The sequence below is a fragment of the Tepidibacter formicigenes DSM 15518 genome, assembly GCF_900142235.1.
GTDB classification, from domain to species: domain Bacteria; phylum Bacillota; class Clostridia; order Peptostreptococcales; family Peptostreptococcaceae; genus Tepidibacter; species Tepidibacter formicigenes.
Genome location: NZ_FRAE01000046.1, coordinates 1 through 19111 on the forward strand (window position 1 = coordinate 1; position 19111 = coordinate 19111).

A 19111-nucleotide genomic window follows, 5' to 3' on the forward strand; every position below is an offset into this window, starting at 1 on the left:
TTCGTAAGATCATTTGTTTTTTCTTTTTGAAATTCCAAAATTACCCCTCCTATTTTTCATATGTAACATTTTGTAATTAGCATATGCTAATTACAATTATAGTATTCATTTTTATTATTGTCAAATGCCAATTATGATTATTAACAAATATTTTTAATTTATACATTTATAGATAAAAAAATTCGCTTCATGCTATCGCATGGCTCATGTCGCCAACGAGTCCTAACGGACTCCGTTGCTCAAAATAGTTGATACTTTTATTCAGTTACCAAAGTTATCAACAGTTTAAAAAATTTATAGTTTCCTATAGAATAAAAAGTCCCGATTTGTTTTAAAACCATATCGGGACTTTTTATTCTAGTTCATTATTGAATTATATAATCTGTAAAGCATCACAGCAGCTTGTGCTCTTGTTGCTTTTTGCTTTGGAACAAAAGATTTCTCATCTATTCCATTAATTATTCCTTCTCTTACTGATGTAGCAACTCCTTCTTTTGCCCAAGAAGCTATTTTTTCTTTGTCTTTAAATACATTTAATTCTTCAATTTTTGCCCTTTTATATCCTTTTCTCTCAAGAACACTAGCTATAATTTTTGACATTTCTTCTCTAGTTATATCTCCATTTGGATCAAATACAGTATCCCCTTTACCATTTATTAATCCATTTGAGTATGCAGACGCTATTGATTTATAGTACCAATCATTTTTATTTACATCTTCAAATGGAATTTCACTATCACAATCTACACATTTTAACATTCTTGTAATTAATGCTGCAAATTCTGCTCTTGTTATATTATCATTTGGGCTGAATTTATTATTTTCTTTTCCATTTACTATTCCCTTAGCTGCCATTATTTCTACTGCATCTTTTGCCCATTTAGTATTTTCTAAATCACTAAAGCTTTTAGTGTATTCCTTAGCAAAATATTTACTAAAGTGGTTTGTAATAAATTTTACAGTTTTAGTCTCACTATCGTAAACCCCACCCATAGGTTCTAAATTTTTATTATCATTTATATAAAATACTGTAATATTCTCTTTATTTTTAATATCACCTTTATAAGGAATACTTACTTCAATCGGCTCTTTAAATTTAGTTATATTCTCATTTCCAACTTTTGCTTCAAAATTTACTACCACACTATTGCTTGGTATGTGAATACTTATATTTTTAGATAAATCTGAAGTATTTATCTTTTTAGCTTTTAAAGTTATATCTTTTCCTTTATCAAATGTATTTGATTTTATATTAAATGATGCTATATTTGTCTTTACTTCTATTTTATCTAATCCACATTCCATAATTTTTGATTCTAGGCTAATTTGTGCTTCTCCCTTATTTTTAGATACAACATTTAATATCAATTTCTTTTCTAAAGCTCTATTAACTTCTATATTATTTTTTTCTAGCTTTTGTTCCATATCTTTAACTTTGTTTAATATCTTCTGAGCCATATTTTTTACTTCATCTGCTTTTATTTTATTATCTTCAATATTTTTAATAGCTACTTTATTAATTACTTGTTGTGCTAATTTTACTGTTTTTTCATTTAATTTTTTTGTATTTTCTTTTCCTAGCTTTTCAACTAAATCTCCAGCAGATTCAATTTCACTATTTACAATACTATCTATATCATTTTCATCTTCTATTTCACCAACTAATTTTAATGTTAAATCTATATTTTCTACTGCAACAGTGCTTATTTCTTTTTTAGAATTTTCATCTGATATTTTTTCAGCTGATTTAACAAGAGATTTTATTAACAGTTTGTTTTTATCAGCTATATTTTTAACTTCATATTTAGAATCTACTTTCTTTAATGCTTTGTTCATTATTTTTGATACATCTTTTACATGATTTATTAGCTTTTTAGCATCTTTTTCTGTATTTATATCATTTGCCTTTTTATTTAATATATCAACTGCATCTTCTACTGCTTTTGTAATTTCACTTTCACTTGAATCTTTAGCAATTATAACTTTATATAAATCCTTATATTCATCATTTGAAATTACATCGTCTACCTTTTCATCTTTTTCACTCTCTTTATTATTCATACTAGTATTTCTATCGTCTTTTGTATAATCAACTGTATAGTACCACTCTATTTTCTGACCTTTTCTTACTTCAATAGAATCAGCACCAACATCAGGTGTCTTTCCATCTACATTGTACAACCAACCACTTTTTGCACCCTTATCTCCATTTGCCAATCCATCTATGCTCTCTACAAATCCTCCACTTATATCATAATCTATATCATTTTTATTTAATATCCTTTTAGTAATATCAAGTACTGTGTCATTTTCCTCTATTTCAACTTTTGTTTTTCTTATAATATATCCTTTATATCCCTTTATAGAAATATACACTGTATCTTTTTTATCAACTGGAATATCTTCATCATCAAAATTTCCTATAGATATACTTTTTGTTCCTTTATCATTTCCCACATTTACAGAACAATTATAAGTTTTTCCTTTTTCCAATTGTACATTAAATTCTATTTTTCCAGCTAAATCTGTTACTCCTTGATCTATATAATACTTTCTATTAGAATCACTTATAGTTATAGTAGTAGGTTTATTTTTTTCTCCACAAATATTAATTTTTGTAACATTATCATTAACAGTATAATCAATGCTCACTTGGGCAAAAGAAGGAAAAACTAAAGATAATGTTAGTATTAATGATATAAATAACTTTTTCATTCTTTCCCTCCTTTTACTCAACATCTACTTTTATTTCCTTTGCCAAAGGAGTTTTATTATCAAAGTTATCCCAAAGCATGCCTTTTACTTCAAACTCACCTGAAGTAGGAATTAAAAAACCACCAGCAAATTCTTCTGTAGCACCTGCATTAATAGTTTTAGTCATAAATGTATAAGTATACAGTTCCTTATTATTTCCATTTAATTTGTATAAAGCAACAATATAAGTTACTTTTTTATCATCATTTGTATTATTTGTTAAATCTACATTAAGCTGAGCTTCACTTCCTCTTTTAAAATCTGAATATCCATTTCTTTTTAATTCAAAGTCATATTTAGGCTCTTCTACATCACTTCCTGTATTTATTTCATAATCTTCATGAACATGATGAGTTAAATTTTTATACATAGATTCTCCATTATATAAGTCAGCTAAAGCACTAAAAGCTTGTTTCGTAGAATAATCATTATAAGCACTATCAATAGTTGATTTAAATTTATTTCCTTCTTTAAACTTTAATAAAGCATCTAACATATTTTCATTTTTAGTCCATTCTTCAGATAATGGATTTATATCAAGAGCTATTAAAGCCTTAATAACCATAGCAATTGATTCACTACTTTCTCCATCATATCCTGGAAAACCACCTGTTGGCAATTGTTCTTTCTTAATATAATCTAACCCAGCTTGAATAGACTCTTCAACACCTTCAGTATTTCTATGATTTGCAAGAGCAAATAAAGCCATTGCAGCAGAATCTACACCATCATACTGTCCTCCGAATTTTCCATAGTTATCTACATCATTTATATCAGTATTTTGATATGTTTTTAAAGCATGCATTGCACTATTTACATCATATTCTTCTTGTGCTAAATCTAATGCTAATACAGCAAATGCTTGAAATGATACATACGCCTCATCACCTGATTTTTTTATAAACTTTCCAGCATTTTCACCTGTAAGCACTTGTGAATCTTTAAGCATTTTTACATAATCTTTCCCATTACAGTTTCTAGGATCTTTTCCTGCAGATAGTAATCCTATAATATTATATGCTATTTTTGCAACACCATCATTATCATTTACTTCGTAATTATATTTATCCTTTATCTTTTGCATCTCTTCATCTGTTTCACTTACTACGTAATAAGCAGACGCTTCCCAGCTTTCTAGTTCATTTTTACTATTATAATTAACCTTTAAATCATCTATAGCATTTTTTACTTTTTCAATTACATCTTTTTCTCCTACATAAATAGTTTTTCTAACTAAATTTGGATAATCTCCTATTTCAACCTTATGAATTCCTTTTAAGTCGAAACTATATTCTCCATCTGAATTAGTAGTTGCATTACCGATATAACTTATTTTTAAATCTACATCTGAATATGGATTAATTTCACTCAAACTCTTTCCGCTTACAGTTAATTGTACTTGTTTATCATTTTTCTCTACATTAATTTGCGGTATAAGAGTTTTTTGTTTACTCCAATCAGAGCTATACTTAGCAACATATATAACAGCTTCATCAACATCATTTAATTTATACTGACTTACCGACTTTGAAATATCAATTTTATTATCTTTAACATAATAATTCATCCATGTTTCATTATTTTTAGAATCAGGAGTTTGTCCAAATAATGTAGTTATAAAACCATTTGATATAGAATTTCCTAAGCTATTAAAATATTCATCACAATAAACTTCATCTGTAACAGTTACTTCTTTGTCATATAAAGTTCTATCTTTTCCTTCTACTCTTACTCTTACTTTATGTGATTCTTGCCCATAAGACTTAATTTCTCCAAAAGGAATAAATCCAAGTACTAAAGAAAATATTATTAATAAACTCAACAACCTTTTTTTCACAAATATAACCCCCTTAAATTTTTACTTCACTAATTTATATATAATTTCAGCACATTGTGCTCTTGTAGCATTTTTATTTGGATTAAAGTTTTTATAAAGTAAGTTATTATCCTTAGCAACCTTTACATATCCATCATACCAATTCTTACCTTTAACAGCTTTTGCCTTACTTTCAAGCCCCTTAGCTCTAACCACCATGGCAGCAACCTGTGCTCCTGTTATTTTATCCTCTGGTGCAAACTTTTTATTTCCAATCCCATTTATATATCCTTTTTTAACCGCAACATTAACAACTTTATTTGCCCAGTGATTTTTAAGGTCTGTAAACTCATTAGTTTTATATTTAGCTTGACTTTGAAGTCCTAATCCATAAACTAAGAATTTTGCAAATTCTCCTCTTTTAACACTATTATTAGGCTTAAATGTTTTATCAGAATATCCTGATACAACCCCTTTATCTACTAAATACATTATTTCTTTATATGCATAATCACTTTGTTTTAAATCTTTAAATCCTTTACTCTTTAAATTATGTAATTTCTCAAATATAGAAGATTTATTGTTATAATCATTAAGTGCTAAAAGTCCATGATAAGTTGCCATATAATTTCCTTTTTTACTTGATTTTAAATGTTTAAATGATCCATTGCTAAGTCTATACTCTAAAAGCTTATCAATATATTTTTTATCTACATTTAAACCAAACTTAACTTTTGCAAGTATGTACCAAGCTATTGTTTCACAGCTTTCTTTTTTATCTATATTTTTCTCTATAAATTCAAACCCTTTCTTTACCTCTGATGAATTTGAATTAAGTCCAAGCACATTATAAGCAACAAGCCCCATGGCAGTCATATCTAAATCTGAATTTTTATCCCCTATAAATATAGGAAATCCTCCATCACTATTTTGATTTGATTTAAGATAACTTAAAGCTTTATCTTTATTGTAATTTTCCTCATCAGCTACATATAAAGCTATAACAGCCCATATATGTCCATTTAAAAGATCATTACCAGTTCCATCTATGTAGTCTGAAAATCTACCACTACTGCTTTGAGCTTTTATAATTTTTTGAGCAGTTGATGAAACATCCTTTCCAATAGCTCTTGCACCTAAAATATACTTTTCATAATCAGTTATAACTTTTGAATCAACAGAAGATAAGCTCTTTTTTGATACATCTTTACCACTTGAATAAAGTGCTAAAATACCCCATTCATCTAGTTTCTGCTTTTCTAAATAATTTGCAGTAGAACTTACATCAACTGCAAAACAAAAATTAGTAAACAACATTAAAATAGTAATCGTTAAAGCTATAATTCTTTTCATAAATTCACCCCCAAGTTTATTTGATTTTTTCAACAGGAATTTCGCTATAGCTTATCCTATCCTTAAATCTAGATAATATATTTATAAAATCCTTTCCAAGCAAATACATAAATGTAAAATTTCCTAAAGAATGCATCAAATCAAAATAAAATGATGATATATAAACTGCAATAAAGCTCTTTATACTAAGAGGTTTTACAAAAAACAACCAATGCCATATATTCATAATGTAATCAAATAAAAATCCCCACATAAAAGCAAATATACTTAAAAATAACCTTGAAGGATTTTTAATAAATTTTTTAAGTATTCCTGCACTAGCTCCTGCAAGCCCCCAAGATATCATCTGCCATGGCGTCCAAGGGCCTTGTCCTAAAAAAGTATTAGAAACCAAAGTAGCCATTGCCCCTACCATAAATCCAAATGAAGATCCAAACACATACCCACTTATTATAACTAAAAAAGTAGTTGGCTGAACATTTGGAAGAGCTGCAAAAGGAACTCTACCGACTCCTGCTAGTGCTGCCATACTTGCTATTAAAGAAATCTCCTTTACCGAAACTTTTTTTCTTTCATAAGATACAAAAACTGCTGCAAAGGAAAAAATTAAAACTCCCACAGATAACAATGAATAATTCATATTAAATAGCCCCTTTTATCAAACTATCACCAGTTATATTAAGTGCATCATCTAGAGTTAATATATTATCAACATATCCACTAAAAAGCTTATTAATTTGTGTAGAGTAATATATTCCTGAGGTTAAAACATCATATTTTGATCCAACTTGAGCTATACTTCCATCAAATATAAGACAAGCTCTATCACAAAACTTACTCGTAAATTCAACATCATGAGTTACAAGTATTATTGTTTTTCCTCTATTTTTTAAATCAAGTATAATATCTCCTAACTTTTCTTTTAAATCCTTATCAAGACCACGAGTTGGCTCATCAAGAATTAATATATCAGGCTCCATAACAAGTATGGATGCTATAGCTACTCTTTGCCTTTCTCCTCCACTTAAATCTCTAGGATTTTTATCTTTATATTTATAAATATCTAGAGTTTTAAGCGACTTTTCAATTATTCCATAATCTTTGATACCTTTATTATCAAGTGTATATTTCAATTCCTCATAAACCGAATCATTAAATAAATAATCATTTGGGTTTTGAGATAAATACCCAACTACTCCTTTAACAGATAACTTACCTTTAGTTGGCTTTAACAATCCAGATATATTTTTAAGTAGTGTAGATTTTCCTCCTCCATTTTCTCCAAGTATTCCTAATACTTCCCCTTTATACACACTTAAATTTATTCCTTTCAAAGCATGTTTACCATTTTCATAAATAAAGTTAATATCTTTAGCAATTATTACTTCTTCTTTTTTAGTTTCACTAAATTTAACTTCTTTTTTTGATATATTATCTTTAAATAATTTTCTCAATTTTTTTCTTCCCTCTTTTACAGTAAAAGGTATATTTTTATATCCTTTTTTAACAAAATAATCACAAACAGAAGGTAAGAAATTTTTATCTTTTTTATTACTCCAAAATACAAATTCTTCTGGCTCTCCATCAAATACTAAGCTTCCATTTTCCATAAATAATATTCTATCTGCTAAATGAAAGCATCTATCAATTCTTTGCTCAATTAAAACTATTGTATATCCAAGCTCTTCATTTAATCTTTTTAAAATATTTAATATTTCTTCTGAAGATATAGGGTCAAGCTGAGATGTTGGCTCATCTAAAACCAAAAACTTATATCCCATAGAAATAACAGACCCTATTGCAACCTTTTGCTTTTGACCACCTGACAATTCATAAGTTTTCTTATCCTTTATGTCATATATATTAAGAAAACTTAGTGCTTCCATTACTTTTTTTCTCATAGTTTTATAATCAGTTCCTATATTCTCAAGTCCAAAAGCTAATTCTCTTTCAACCTTATCCATTACAAGCTGCTTTTCTGGATCTTGAAAAACCATTCCGACATCAGTATTTCCTTCTACTTTTCCCTTTATTTTACCTCCATAAAACTGAGGAACTATTTTGTTAAACACTCTACCTAAAGTAGATTTACCAGAGCCTGAGCTTCCAATTAGTAATATAAATTCCCCTTCTTTTATAGATACATTGATATCCTTTAAAGCAGGATCTTCTTTTCTAGGATAATAATAAGTTAAATCATGTATCTGAAAAACTTCCACTTCTTACACCCCCAAATCAAGAAAGAATGAATAAGTAATATTAAGTCTATATAGATTAAAAAAATCATATCCTTATACTTTAAAAAGTTTAATTCATTATAAGGGTCATAAAATCCTACCTTTAAGGATAATCCATAGAAAAATATACATATTAAAATAAAAGTAATAAAGTTAAATATATAGTCTACTCTTTTAATTTCTATTTGAGAGTAAGAAGTTCTTTTTCCCTTTCCATATCCTTTAGAATATAATGCCTCTGCCCTATCTAGAGAGCCTTCAAGAGTTGATATTAGAATTACTTTTAAAAATGGATAGTACATTTTGACTTTTTTAAATATATTTTTCTGATTGAAGTTTACTCCTCTTAAAATCATTACATCTCTTACTCTAACTATTTCAAGTCTCAATCTATGAAGTATATTTGTAGTCATAGATAAAGTTAGTGTAAATTTGTGAGCAAACCTTGAAAAAAAGCTGAATGAATCATCTGAATCAATCATAAGACTATAAAGCAAGAATATCAAAACTATACAAATAAGCTTAAGCCCCATATTTGCTCCAAATACTATAGACTCTAAAGTTATTCTTATTTTTCCTATTATAGGTATTCTAGAACTTTTATAAATTATAGTTCTGCCATAATGCGTAACTAAAGGATTAATCATCATAATCCAAAATGCACTATATAAACTATATATTATTGATTTTTTTAAATTTTTTCCTCCATCTAACAAAAGTATATTAAAAATTACAATAACTACTATAGAAAATATATAAATAGGATTAGAATATGCTAATGTCAAAAGAAATAAAGTAGCTGTATAAAATATCACAGTAAATGGATGCATATTTAACATAAAATCACCTAATTCTTCGTTGGAATATTTATCACTCTATTACCACTTATAACAGCAGAAAACATTCCTTTAATTTTTTCTGGTGTTTTATAAAGAATAGCCACAGCATCTTTTATACTTTGTTCATCATTACCCGTTATAATCCATAAATTAGAACCTGTTCCATACCCCTTTGGTATAGCTACAATTACTGCTGCCTTTTCATATTCTTTTGAAATTTCTTTATTGTAATTTAAAGCTTTTACTTTATTTTCTATTTTGAAAAACATTCCATTATTTTTACTATTATAAATATCACTTATATAGCTTATTTTAGAAACTTCATCCCACTTCCCAATAACTATAGTATTTACTTCTTCGTTTTCTATATCTTTTTCATCTAATTTTTTTTGTTCTGAATGTTCAAGTCCTTTTTCTTTTAAAAACTCCAATAGTTTTTCACTATCTTCTTTAAATTCCTTTGAATATCTTATTTCTGCCTTTAATATATTTCCTTCATATCCATTTGTAAAATTTTTAGGATAAGCTCCTATTATACTTGATATGTACATCTCGTTACTCCAGTCATGATAGTCCCATATAACACTATCTCCCGGATTTAAATAATAATCATCTGCTCCAACTTGTGCTAAGTTTCCATTTACATAATAAAACCAGTCTAATTTTTTCTTGTTTTTAGAACCTGTAAATCCCGATTTAATACCATTTATAGAACTTATAAATCCTCCACCATATGCAGTTTCTATTTCTAAGTTTTCCTCCATAACTTCCATAACACTAGTATCCTTTTTAAATCCTAATTCTTCATCATATATTTGTTCATTTCCAAAATCTTTAGATACAATTAAATTAATATTTTCATTTCCTGAAACGCTTGTATCACTACAACCTATTAATGAAAAAGTTAAGATTATAGCTATAAAAAATATAAATACTTTTTTCATATAAATACCTCCCCAAAAATTAATGACCCTATCTAAAAAGATAGGGTCAAAGTATATATGCATAACAAATAGACATGCTTAATTGCACATTTTTTTAAATTACACATATATCTTCAACCCCGTATAAGTCGTAAGGTAATCGAAGAATGCCATGGCAGATATTCTGGCTTGTGGATCATATTCAAACTGCGCCTTCCCAAATATTATTCAGTGGCATATTGCAGCTCTCATCCCCCTTACAGTTGGAGTTACAGCAAAGGATTTTCACCTTTTTCCCTAAACCAAGACATCGTTTTAAATTACAATTTATATTGTACCATTTTATTATAAAATATGACAACACATATCCCCCGACTACATTCGACAGTTTTTAGCAAAAGAAAACTGCTAGCCTTTGCTAGCAGTTCCTTAGTTCATTATTAATTTATACAATCTATAAAGCATTACAGCTGCTTGAGCTCTTGTAGCCTTTTCATTTGGTCTAAATGTTTTATCTTCCATTCCAGTAATTATTCCTTCTCTTACTGATAAACATTATCATATTTCATCATCCTACTGATTAATACAGAAAATTCAGCTCTAGTTATATTGTCATTTGGCTTAAATTTGTTAGGCTCTTTTCCTTTTATTATTCCTTTTTCCGCCATGGCATTAACAGCTTCTTCAGCCCATTTACAATCATCTAAATCTATAAATTTTGTTATAGGTCTATTTATAAAATATCTTCCATAATTAGTTACAGCAAATTTAATACTATGAGTATATTCATCATATTTTCCAACAATAATTTTAGATAAATCTCCTTCTATGGATGAGTATATTTTCTTTACTCCATTATCCACTATATATATCATTAAAGGTTTTTTATCCACACTAAGTATTGTTTTATATCCCTTTTTTTCTTTTAGATAATTTGTTTTATCCACATATAATCCTCTATTGTTGATATTTTTAGAAAACTCAGAATCTGTAAATTCCAACGAAAACGTTTCCTTTGTAATTCCACCTATAATATCCTTCTGTGGATACATACACCACATATTAACATCTTTAGGTAATTTATCCACAAACTTATCTACAATATACACATCATAATCTTTATAACTTTCATTATACTCAATTTACTCAATTGCAAAATCAGCTTGTATATTTTTAATACTTAACAGTGCATTTTTAATATATTTATTTGTACCTACATACAAAACTTTTTTCTTATATTCATAAGCTTTTTCTTTTTTTATTTCATTCATAGTAGCTTCTTTTTCTTTAAAGTTATTTATAAGTGTCTATATTTAAAATATCATTTAAATTTGTTTTTCCATCTCCTTTTAAGTTTTCAAGCTCTTTTATTATGTTATAAAAATTTTCTTTTCCCCCCAATATAATTTCCTATAAATCAAAAAAACCTTTTCCAATTCAGGAAAAGGCTTAGATATATATCTTCCCTTCCTCTAAGTCGGAGGATTCAAGAAGAGTTAAACGACAGGTCTTCTGGCTTACGGATCATATTCAGACTAAGTCTTCCCAGATTTTCATCCAGTGACACTTTTTTAGTCCTCATCCCCGATTACAGCTGCGACTACAGCAAGTGGCTCTCACCCTTTTCCCTAAATCGTTAAACTTTTTTAATTGTTGTATGCTAATTCCATCATAACATTTATTACCATAATGTCAATTAATTAGTATATATTGTTAATTCTTCAAGTTCATCAAGTAGATTTTCAAACTTTTTAAGTGCATTAAAAACAGATTTTGTACTACTTAAATCTACTCCTGCTTTTTTCAATATATTAATTGGATAATCAGAACCACCTGAAGCTAAAAATTCTAGATACTTTTCTTTTGATTTTTCATCATTTAAAATATTTTGAACTAAAGTTATACCAGCACTACATCCTGTAGCATACTTATACACATAAAAGTTACTATAAAAATGAGGAATTCTACTCCACCATACTTTAGAAAGCTCATCCACATAAAAATCTTCTCCATAGTATTTTTTCATTAATTTCCCCCATATATCATTTAAAGCATCAGCAGTTAGAGCCTCTCCTTTTTCTACTTTTTCATGAATTGTTTTTTCAAATTCAGCATACATTACTTGAGTATATATACTTCCTCTGATTAAATCTATATATCCTTCTATGAAATGTAATTTCTCACCTTTTGTTTTTGCATTTTTTATTAAATACTCAAATAAAAGAGCTTCATTAGTAATAGATGCAACTTCCGCTGTAAATATAGGATAGTGATAGTTTATATAATTTTGTTTTTTACTAGAATAATAACTATTCATTGCATGTCCCATCTCATGAGCAAGTGTTGATACACTATCTAGTGTATTATTGTAATTTAATAAAACAAATGGATGTGTATCATAAGTTCCCCATGAATATGCTCCACCTCTTTTATTTTCTTTTGAATATACATCTACCCACCTATTATTAAGTCCATATCTTAAATCATCAATATATTTTTCTCCAAGAGGAGATAAGGCTCCATACAATATATTCTTAGCCTTTTCATAATCTATTTCTAAATCACTTTGAGATATAGGTACATACATATCATAATAATGAACCTTATCTATATTTAATACTTTTTTTCTTAAGTTTACATATTTGTGAAGAGGTTTTAAATTGTTATTTACTACATTAATTAAATTGTTATAAAGACTAACATCAATATTATCACTATCTAAAGAAGCCTGAAGAGCTGATTTATAATCTCTTGCCTTTGAATAAAATATATTTTTATTCACTTCTCCTGATAGTGTTCCTGATAAAACATTTATATTTTTTTTATAGCTTTTAAATTCTTCTTCAAATGCTTTTTTTCTTGTTTCACGATTATCATTTCTAAGAATCTTATTGTATTCTCCTGGTGTTAAATTAGTTTTTCTATCTATATCTCTAAATAATGTATATATTTTTTCAGGAGAGTTTGCCATGGCTCTTGATAATGATAAAATTCTCTCTTCATCTTTAGACAAAAGGTGATTTTTGACTCTAAATAAATTTTCTAAATAAAATTTATAATCCTTTAATCTTTCATTTTCTTTAATAAATTTATCTATAGTAGTCTTTGGAATATTTAAAATTTCAGTTTCTATAAAAGAAGTTTTGCTATTTAATTTTACACTTAAATAGCTTATTTTATCACACAAGCTTAAATACTTATTGTTATTAGTGTCAGTATCTTTTTTCATATATGAATAAGCATAGAGCTTTTCCAAAGTTTTATTTAAGTTATCTCTATTATTTAAAGCTTCAAATAGATATTTAGATGATCTAGATAGTTTTCCTTTATATTTTTCAATTTTATTAATATTTTTTTCTAATTTTTTATAATCTTTTTCCCAATCCTCATCATTTATATATATATCGTTAAGATTCCAAGTGTATTTTTTATCTTCATTTATATTATTAAATACAGTTTTTTCTTTTTCATAAAAATTAAAAAAAGAAGCTATACTAATTATTAAAATTAATATGATTAAAAATTTATGTTTTATTTTCACAAAATATCCCTCCTACATAATTATTCATTATTAGGATATCTCAAAACATTTAAAAATATTTATATCAAAAAGAAAAATTAACTTCATGCTACCGCATGGCTCATGTCGCCAACGAGTCCTAACGGACTCCGTTGCTCAAAATAAGAATATAATTTCCTATTCGTTATAAAAAAAAGTCCCGTAGTATTAACTTAATACTACAGGACATTCAGTACTACCTTATATTTTCATTTGATAAAGCCTTATAAACTGATATTGCCATTTCTAGCATAGTAGCATTATCCTTTGGTCTAAAGTTTCCATCATTTCCACTTATTATTCCAAGCCCTTTGCATACAGCTACATATCCTTTATATTCTTCACCTATGCTTTGTTCATCTTTAAATCCTAGTGAATATATTCCCTTCATACTTGCCATTTTATCTTGTTCTATTAACTTTACAATCATCTTTGCCATTTCTTCTCTAGTAATCTTAGCTTCTTTATTGAAGTTTTCTTCTTTATTATCAATTAATCCGTATTCTATAGCTAATTGAACATATGCATAATCCTTATCATTCTTTGTTATATCTTTAAATTTAAGATCATCATTGTCATCTATTCTATAAGGATGATATCCCTTTACATTTACAAGCATTTTTATAGTATCTATTTTTGTAATTTCTTTATCTAAATCAAAATCCTTAAGATTAATTATATTATTATCACTTAATATACTAAGCTCTCTCTCTGCCCAATGTCCTTTTATTTTGTTAGTATAGTCAGTATCATCTAAATCTATTTCTTCTCCATCATAATCTATGAATTTCCCATTAACTGCATCTAAATTATCCATAAAATAGCTTCCTTTTAAAGGTTTCATTCTATAAACTAAAGCTACTTTTTCATCTTTTATATCTTCATTATTTATTGTTATATAACTAAGCTCTGTATTATGAGCATCAAAGTATATATCCTTTGCTTTATCCTTTTCTATAACATTATCATGTCCAGGGAATTTAATATCTTCATCCCATCTATAGTCAAAATCTTCTATTTCTCCAGTTTTTGCATCTATGCTTATATCTATTTGATTATCTCTATATTCTACTCCATCCACTATTCTAGGGAATCTATACCAATAAGTTCTATTATATATCTTTTTACCATTTCTATAGTAATAACCTTTTGCTTCTTCTACTTTTGTATCTATATCCATTATTTTTGAACCATAGTATTTGCTAATTATATCTAACGCTTTATCATATCCTTCTTCCCATGTTAATTTAGGCTCAAAATCTTCTTCTCTATGATCATTGAATGTATAAGCATTAAAGCTTATAACTTGCTTAGTAAGAGCATCTATTACTATTTCTCCTTCTTTATCAGAGTCCTTTACCGAAAAGTCACCTTCCCATGCATGTTTTCCTTGTGTTCTCCAATAATCATCATCTTCTATATATCTTACACGATTTAATTCAAAATCTTCTTTTATAAATTCCTTTAATCTATCCTTCATTATTTCTTTTGCTTTTTCTTTATCTAGCTCACTACTTAAGATATCTACTTTCTTAGCATTTTTAAGTATTTTTTCTTTTTCTTCTTTACTTATATCCTTTGTTTTTAATTCTTCTTCCTTACCTTCATAATTTATAATTACTCCTTTTTTAGCATCAACTAAATTTCCTTTTGAGTAATAAGGATTATAAACTACTTTAACTTCATCAGGCTTATCATCATAATTTCTATCATAATCTGTATATATAAGCTTCATTTCAGTATTATTTTTTAATAATTCTTCAGCCTTAGCAGGTTCTATGATACCATCAGTATCTTCAAAACTTAAATCATCATTCCAATCAATATTATAACTAATAATTTCCCCACTTACTCCATCTACTTCTACATGAATTCTATTCTGGTCAAAATCCACTCCATTTACAGTTCTCACATAATCAAAGTTATATTCTGAGTGTCTATACCTTCCAAGCCAATCACCTTCTTTAAACTTTACTTCTTTAAATTCATTTGGATTTATTCTCTTTAAAAAATCATCTGCTATTTTTTTAGCTTCTTTCTTTGTAAACTTTGCTATCATAGGTATTTCATCATTACTATTCCATTCATACCTTCTTATTGATAATATTTTTCCAGTCTTAGCATCTACCTCTACATTAATATCAATGTCAATTTCATCATCAAACTTATTCCAATTAACTTCCCATACAGGTTTATCCATCCAATCTTCGTCTCTGAATTCAATTCTAGTTTCAAATTTTTCATCATTAATTTTAATATTAAAATACTCTTTAAGAGTATCAACAGCTATTTGTTTTGCATTATCCTTTGAAATATTAGACTCAGCATATGAGCTTATAAAGCTACTCAGTACAAAAACAAACACAAAAAGCATCAAAAACATTTTTTTGTTTTTCACACTAATACCTCCTTATTTTTCCATTTGTATTGTAGTTATATGATAACATATACAGTATATAAAAAAAGATATAATGGAAAAATTTAAGAATAATTTAAGATTTCAATTTTTAACCATCACAAATATTAGTTAAAAATAGTTAATATAAATTTCATCTTTTTTATGTTAAAATATATATAAATAAATTCTACGAGGTGAATTATATGGAAGAAAAAATACTCAATATTTTAGAGAAAATACACACTGACATGAGTGATATGAAAAATGATATTAACAACATGAAGTCTGATATTAACAACATGAAATGTGATATTAATAACATGAAATGTGATATTAATAACATGAAGTCTGATATAGAAGCTATAAAAATTCAACAGGATGAACATACTCAAATTTTAAAAGCGCTTCAACACTCAAGTGAAATTCATAAAGCTGAGATAGATAATTTAACACACAAGGTTTCTAAGCTTCAAGGTCAAGTTTCTTCTATACAGGCTGATTTGACTACAGTAGAGGTGGTTAGCGCTAATAATATGGCTAGTATTGCAATGCTTAAACACAAAAGATTCAAAAAACCGCGTTAAGTTTTAACTTAATGCGGTTTTTTAATACTTATACAACTGCAAGTGTTTTAAATGATTTGTATAAAACTCCAACAACACAAAGTGATATCAAAAGTTCAGGTAATAAATATCCTGAATTATAGAGTATAGAATATATCCAAGGATTCATTCCATCCGGTGCATAAGATGCCCATAATATAACACCTGATAAAACGTGCGATACAAATCTTCCAAAAATCCCTAAACAAGTTCCTAAGAAAACTCCCTTAAAACTATTTCTAAATAGTCCTGCAAGACCTAAAAGACCAAAGGCTCCTACATAATCTAATATAATAGAAAGTACATGATAGGAATACTTAGGCCCTAAAATAAATTGAAGTAGTCCATAAACTGATGCTACAAATAGTCCTGGTGATACTCCCCATCTTATTGCATAAAGAATAATAGGAATCATACTTCCTGCTGTTACAGATCCTCCAAAAGGTCCTTCATATACTTTTATATAGCTTAGTATTTGAGCTAGTCCAATCATTACACCTGCTTCTACTAGCATTTTAGTAGACATTTTTTTCATATAAAATCCCCCTTTACAACAAAAATGCTGCATTTATATAAATGCAGCATAGTCTCTAAAATTATTCCCTACGCTGGCATTACCCAGATCAGGTATCAGGGTCGAAGTATCAATAGGAACTTCCTCTCAGCCAGACTCATCTAGCTCCCCTCTTTGTTATATTATCTTTTATTAATTATTTTAACAAATATATACTATAATATCAATCATTATTAATATTCAGTTATTATATTGTAAATTGCATGCCTTGGTAAATTGTGAGTTAAATCTCCAACTGTAAATCTAATAAGAGGTGAATTTTCTTCTTCAAACCACGTTAATATCTGTTTAACCTGATCTCTTGATAATTCATTTTTTTTTAGTATTAAGCTGTTCCCATCAATAAAATGAATTTTTATTGACATTAAAATCTTCCCTTTCTATAAAATATTTTTTAAAAATCCTATATTATTTTTATATTCAAATTTACATAAATAGTTCTTTAAATTTAATATTAACTTTATATAATTAATAAATTACGAAAATCCTATAGAAATTATTCCCATAAATAAAAAATTATATAAATGTTATTTTCTTGTACTTATTGTATGCAGTACTTTGTTAATTATAGAATAAATTTACTAAAAATTTTCTATTTATATTCATCATATGAATATAATAACACATTTTCTAAAAATTGTATATTATTGTGCTATTTCCCCGGAAATATAATTATTTTTTGACACAAAATTTAATAATATAAAAGAATTATAATTTCCTATTCATTATAAATAAACATGAAAAAAACCTAGAATTTTCTAGGCTTTTTTCATGTTCATTTAACTAAAATTTTTTACCTTTTATTTTTTGACCACCTCTAAATCCTCTACCTTCTTCATTTCTTTGAGGCATTTTGCTTTTTATTTCATCTGCTTGATCTTGTGAGATAACACCAGCTTCTACTAGTTCAGCTAATCTATCTCCCTTTTCTCCTTTATTTTCTTCAAAATATGCTTTTCTTTCTTCTATAGTCATATTTCTTATATTTTCCATTTCAGCTTGTCTTTCTTCAACCTTTTGATCATGGAATTCTTTCCATTTTGCTACTTCATTCTCTGTTATTATTCCTTCTTCTACTAGCTTATTTAAACGTTCTTCAAATCTTTGTTGATTTTCTTGTACTCTTATCTCATGGATTTTTTCTTGTATTTCATCAGCTCTTTCCTGCGAAATAACACCAGCTTCTACTAATCCAGATAATCCTTTACCTCTGTTTTTTCCTCTCATTCCATTTTCCTCAAAATACGTTTGTCTTTCTTCTTTAGTCATATTTCTTACTTTTTGCATTTGTGCTTGTCTTTCTTCTTGATTTTGTTCACGTAATTCTTTCCATTTTGATGCTTCATCTTCTGTTATTACTCCTTGCTCTACTAACTTATTTATTCTTTCTTCAATATTATTTCTTTTATTATTAAAGTTATACTGCGTCATATTTTTCATTCTAGGAGCCTTTTCCATTTTTACAATATCACTACTATCTGCAAAAGCAGCTAAACCTAAAGATGATAATACTGTTCCTCCTATTAATACACCACTAAGTATTTTTTTCATTCTTGCATTTGCTTTCATTTTCATTTCCCCTTTCAAATTTTTATTTTAATTTTTACCATTTCTTATTTGTTAACTTTATTTTACTCAAGTTTTGTCACAGTTTTGTTACAACTATTTCAAAGTTTTGTGTATTTTTTCAAAAAGAAAAAACCTGCCATGGCCAATGTCATTAAGTTAATCAAATAATGATGTGAAAAAAATGAGGAAATTGAAAGGATATAACTTTCAATTTCCTCATTTTTTTATGAAATAGCTTTTTTAAGCATGGCAATTAGACAGAGAGGTCCTCTGTTTTAAAAAGATTCATATTTTCTAGTTTTTAGGATACCCTATATAAGAAGCTTACTGACGATTTGGTTCTGACTTTGCGGTGGTCTTTTCTTCCATTTCGTACAGGTAAAATATTCTTTTGAATAAGAGCTTCAACATTAGGTGGTGGTATATGACCTTTCCATTTGAAATATTGCATACATATTGCTATGGCCATTGTGAAATTGACTTGATA

The 19111-nt window shown here is 27.4% G+C and carries 16 protein-coding genes, 1 pseudogene and 3 riboswitches; of the genes and pseudogenes, 1 reads left to right on the forward strand and 16 read right to left on the reverse strand.

The window, feature by feature from the left end; translation table 11 throughout:
* Nucleotides 1-357: 357 nt before the first annotated feature.
* From BUA77_RS09145 to BUA77_RS09195, 12 genes are all read right to left on the reverse strand, one after another.
* A complete protein-coding gene (locus BUA77_RS09145; protein WP_072889425.1) occupies nucleotides 358-2715 on the reverse strand; it encodes an S-layer homology domain-containing protein in 2358 nt (785 codons plus the stop codon).
* A gap of 13 nt (nucleotides 2716-2728) precedes the next feature.
* Entirely contained in the window at nucleotides 2729-4591 is a 1863-nt protein-coding gene (locus BUA77_RS09150; protein ID WP_072889428.1) for a prenyltransferase/squalene oxidase repeat-containing protein, read from the reverse strand.
* A gap of 21 nt (nucleotides 4592-4612) precedes the next feature.
* Nucleotides 4613-5923, reverse strand: a complete 1311-nt coding sequence (locus BUA77_RS09155; RefSeq protein WP_072889431.1) for an S-layer homology domain-containing protein — start codon at nucleotides 5921-5923, stop codon at nucleotides 4613-4615.
* 16 nt (nucleotides 5924-5939) lie between these two features.
* Nucleotides 5940-6563, reverse strand: coding sequence for an ECF transporter S component (locus BUA77_RS09160; protein WP_072889433.1), 624 nt, complete (start codon nucleotides 6561-6563; stop codon nucleotides 5940-5942).
* Between the two features lies 1 nt (nucleotide 6564).
* Nucleotides 6565-8142 carry an ABC transporter ATP-binding protein gene (locus BUA77_RS09165; RefSeq protein ID WP_072889435.1) on the reverse strand — a complete coding sequence of 526 codons (1578 nt, stop codon included), beginning with the start codon at nucleotides 8140-8142 and terminating at the stop codon, nucleotides 6565-6567.
* Complete coding sequence (locus tag BUA77_RS09170; protein WP_072889437.1) at nucleotides 8115-8999, reverse strand: energy-coupling factor transporter transmembrane component T; 885 nt, start codon at nucleotides 8997-8999, stop codon at nucleotides 8115-8117. Before BUA77_RS09170 ends, BUA77_RS09165 begins: the two co-directional genes overlap by 28 nt.
* An 8-nt stretch (nucleotides 9000-9007) precedes the next feature.
* A complete protein-coding gene (locus BUA77_RS09175) occupies nucleotides 9008-9943 on the reverse strand; it encodes a DUF4430 domain-containing protein (RefSeq protein WP_072889440.1) in 936 nt (311 codons plus the stop codon).
* A 136-nt stretch (nucleotides 9944-10079) separates the two neighbouring features.
* A riboswitch (cobalamin riboswitch) is annotated at nucleotides 10080-10244 on the reverse strand.
* A 107-nt stretch (nucleotides 10245-10351) separates the two neighbouring features.
* Nucleotides 10352-10444, reverse strand: a complete 93-nt coding sequence (locus BUA77_RS13375) for an S-layer homology domain-containing protein (RefSeq protein WP_084605679.1) — start codon at nucleotides 10442-10444, stop codon at nucleotides 10352-10354.
* Between the two features lie 20 nt (nucleotides 10445-10464).
* Nucleotides 10465-11010 carry an S-layer homology domain-containing protein gene (locus BUA77_RS09185; RefSeq protein WP_072889443.1) on the reverse strand — a complete coding sequence of 182 codons (546 nt, stop codon included), beginning with the start codon at nucleotides 11008-11010 and terminating at the stop codon, nucleotides 10465-10467.
* 54 nt (nucleotides 11011-11064) lie between these two features.
* Nucleotides 11065-11193 (reverse strand): hypothetical protein, encoded by a 129-nt coding sequence (locus BUA77_RS14555; protein ID WP_278280566.1) that lies wholly within the window; start codon nucleotides 11191-11193, stop codon nucleotides 11065-11067.
* 214 nt (nucleotides 11194-11407) lie between these two features.
* Nucleotides 11408-11575: riboswitch (cobalamin riboswitch) on the reverse strand.
* Between the two features lie 43 nt (nucleotides 11576-11618).
* Nucleotides 11619-13463, reverse strand: coding sequence for an oligoendopeptidase F (gene pepF / locus BUA77_RS09190; RefSeq protein ID WP_084605681.1), 1845 nt, complete (start codon nucleotides 13461-13463; stop codon nucleotides 11619-11621).
* Between the two features lie 214 nt (nucleotides 13464-13677).
* Nucleotides 13678-15879: an S-layer homology domain-containing protein gene (locus BUA77_RS09195; RefSeq protein WP_072889445.1), complete on the reverse strand. Its 2202-nt coding sequence runs from the start codon at nucleotides 15877-15879 to the stop codon at nucleotides 13678-13680.
* Nucleotides 15880-16127: 248 nt separating this feature from the next.
* Here BUA77_RS09195 and BUA77_RS09200 point away from each other — a divergent pair, with 248 nt between their 5' ends.
* Nucleotides 16128-16463: a hypothetical protein gene (locus tag BUA77_RS09200; protein WP_143151339.1), complete on the forward strand. Its 336-nt coding sequence runs from the start codon at nucleotides 16128-16130 to the stop codon at nucleotides 16461-16463.
* 28 nt (nucleotides 16464-16491) lie between these two features.
* Here BUA77_RS09200 and thiT read toward each other — a convergent pair whose 3' ends face one another.
* The 4 genes and pseudogenes from thiT to BUA77_RS14265 form a co-directional block, all read right to left on the reverse strand.
* Nucleotides 16492-17016 carry an energy-coupled thiamine transporter ThiT gene (thiT, locus tag BUA77_RS09205; protein ID WP_072889449.1) on the reverse strand — a complete coding sequence of 175 codons (525 nt, stop codon included), beginning with the start codon at nucleotides 17014-17016 and terminating at the stop codon, nucleotides 16492-16494.
* Between the two features lie 48 nt (nucleotides 17017-17064).
* Nucleotides 17065-17177: riboswitch (TPP riboswitch) on the reverse strand.
* A gap of 51 nt (nucleotides 17178-17228) precedes the next feature.
* Entirely contained in the window at nucleotides 17229-17420 is a 192-nt protein-coding gene (locus BUA77_RS09210) for a hypothetical protein (RefSeq protein WP_072889452.1), read from the reverse strand.
* Nucleotides 17421-17838: 418 nt separating this feature from the next.
* Entirely contained in the window at nucleotides 17839-18624 is a 786-nt protein-coding gene (locus tag BUA77_RS09215) for a hypothetical protein (RefSeq protein ID WP_072889454.1), read from the reverse strand.
* A gap of 301 nt (nucleotides 18625-18925) precedes the next feature.
* A pseudogene (locus BUA77_RS14265) lies at nucleotides 18926-19111 on the reverse strand (IS4 family transposase); the annotation flags it as partial.

Excerpts from the sequence above, each read along its gene's own strand:
- BUA77_RS09145 (WP_072889425.1), bottom strand. The coding sequence starts at position 2,715 with ATGAAAAAGTTATTTATATCATTAATACTAACATTATCTTTAGTTTTT.
- BUA77_RS09155 (WP_072889431.1), bottom strand. The coding sequence starts at position 5,923 with ATGAAAAGAATTATAGCTTTAACGATTACTATTTTAATGTTGTTTACT.
- BUA77_RS09160 (WP_072889433.1), bottom strand. The coding sequence starts at position 6,563 with ATGAATTATTCATTGTTATCTGTGGGAGTTTTAATTTTTTCCTTTGCA.
- BUA77_RS09170 (WP_072889437.1), bottom strand. The coding sequence starts at position 8,999 with ATGTTAAATATGCATCCATTTACTGTGATATTTTATACAGCTACTTTA.
- BUA77_RS09175 (WP_072889440.1), bottom strand. The coding sequence starts at position 9,943 with ATGAAAAAAGTATTTATATTTTTTATAGCTATAATCTTAACTTTTTCA.
- BUA77_RS13375 (WP_084605679.1), bottom strand. The coding sequence starts at position 10,444 with ATGGAAGATAAAACATTTAGACCAAATGAAAAGGCTACAAGAGCTCAA.
- BUA77_RS14555 (WP_278280566.1), bottom strand. The coding sequence starts at position 11,193 with ATGAATGAAATAAAAAAAGAAAAAGCTTATGAATATAAGAAAAAAGTT.
- BUA77_RS09200 (WP_143151339.1), top strand. The coding sequence starts at position 16,128 with ATGAGTGATATGAAAAATGATATTAACAACATGAAGTCTGATATTAAC.
- thiT (WP_072889449.1), bottom strand. The coding sequence starts at position 17,016 with ATGAAAAAAATGTCTACTAAAATGCTAGTAGAAGCAGGTGTAATGATT.
- BUA77_RS09210 (WP_072889452.1), bottom strand. The coding sequence starts at position 17,420 with ATGTCAATAAAAATTCATTTTATTGATGGGAACAGCTTAATACTAAAA.
- BUA77_RS09215 (WP_072889454.1), bottom strand. The coding sequence starts at position 18,624 with ATGAAAGCAAATGCAAGAATGAAAAAAATACTTAGTGGTGTATTAATA.